General features: G+C 32.0%; 1 protein-coding gene. It reads left to right on the top strand.

The genetic code is table 11. The features are described from left to right. Window positions 1–97 precede the first annotated feature (97 nt). Window positions 98–703 carry a CPBP family intramembrane glutamic endopeptidase gene (locus ASU35_RS06665; protein WP_058352269.1) on the top strand — a complete coding sequence of 202 codons (606 nt, stop codon included), beginning with the start codon at window positions 98–100 and terminating at the stop codon, window positions 701–703. Window positions 704–807 lie beyond the last annotated feature (104 nt).

Below are 807 nucleotides of genomic sequence, written 5' to 3' on the forward strand. Positions count from 1 at the left end.
TGCGATCTCAGGTCACCCTGATTTCATCTTTGAATAAGGGTGGTACTGAATAGTTACGAATTTGATAAGATTGTAAATAACAATTTGGAGGTATCTTATGAATTTATTTATTAACAAAATTGTGAGTAGTATATTGCAAATCATTTTGTTTGCAATTGTTCCTTTTATTTGGTGGTTTGTAACTGCAAGAAAACATCAAAAATTCTCACAGTGGATAGGATTAAAAAAAATTGATGGAGGTAAGAGGACTTTAGTTGCTGTTATTACAGTATCTATTGCTTTTCTGGTTTTGGGAGCGTACGTGCTTTATGTGATAAGAGATATTGATACAGCAACTTCCGAATTTGCGAGTCTTGGAGTAAATGCTATTCCAGCAATAGTTATATATGCTGCTTTTAATACTGCATTTCCAGAAGAAATTTTGTTTAGAGGATTTTTGTTGAAAAGGATGGCAAATAAGTTTGGTTTTAATATAGCAAATCTAACACAGGCATTATTATTTGGATTATTGCATGGAGTGATGTTTTTCTCACTGGTAGGAGTTATAAAAGCTATTTTAATTATTTTCTTTACGGGTGCGATTGCTTGGTTCATGGGATATATCAATGAAAAAAAATCCAATGGCTCGATTATTCCGAGTTGGATTATACATACAATTTCTAATTTGTTTTCTGGAATTTGTGCGGCATTTTCTATTATTTAAAATTAATATACGTTTGAAAAATTCAGTTTGTCGAAGAGACAAATCCTTTAGGTTACAATCGATGATGGGGTAAACGAAAAAGCAGTTTTGACATTGCAGAGAAC

The sequence above is a fragment of the Acetivibrio ethanolgignens genome, assembly GCF_001461035.1.
GTDB classification, from domain to species: Bacteria; Bacillota; Clostridia; order Lachnospirales; family Lachnospiraceae; genus Velocimicrobium; species Velocimicrobium ethanolgignens.

Coding starts and splice junctions, on each gene's coding strand:
- ASU35_RS06665 (WP_058352269.1), top strand. CDS start 98: ATGAATTTATTTATTAACAAAATTGTGAGTAGTATATTGCAAATCATT.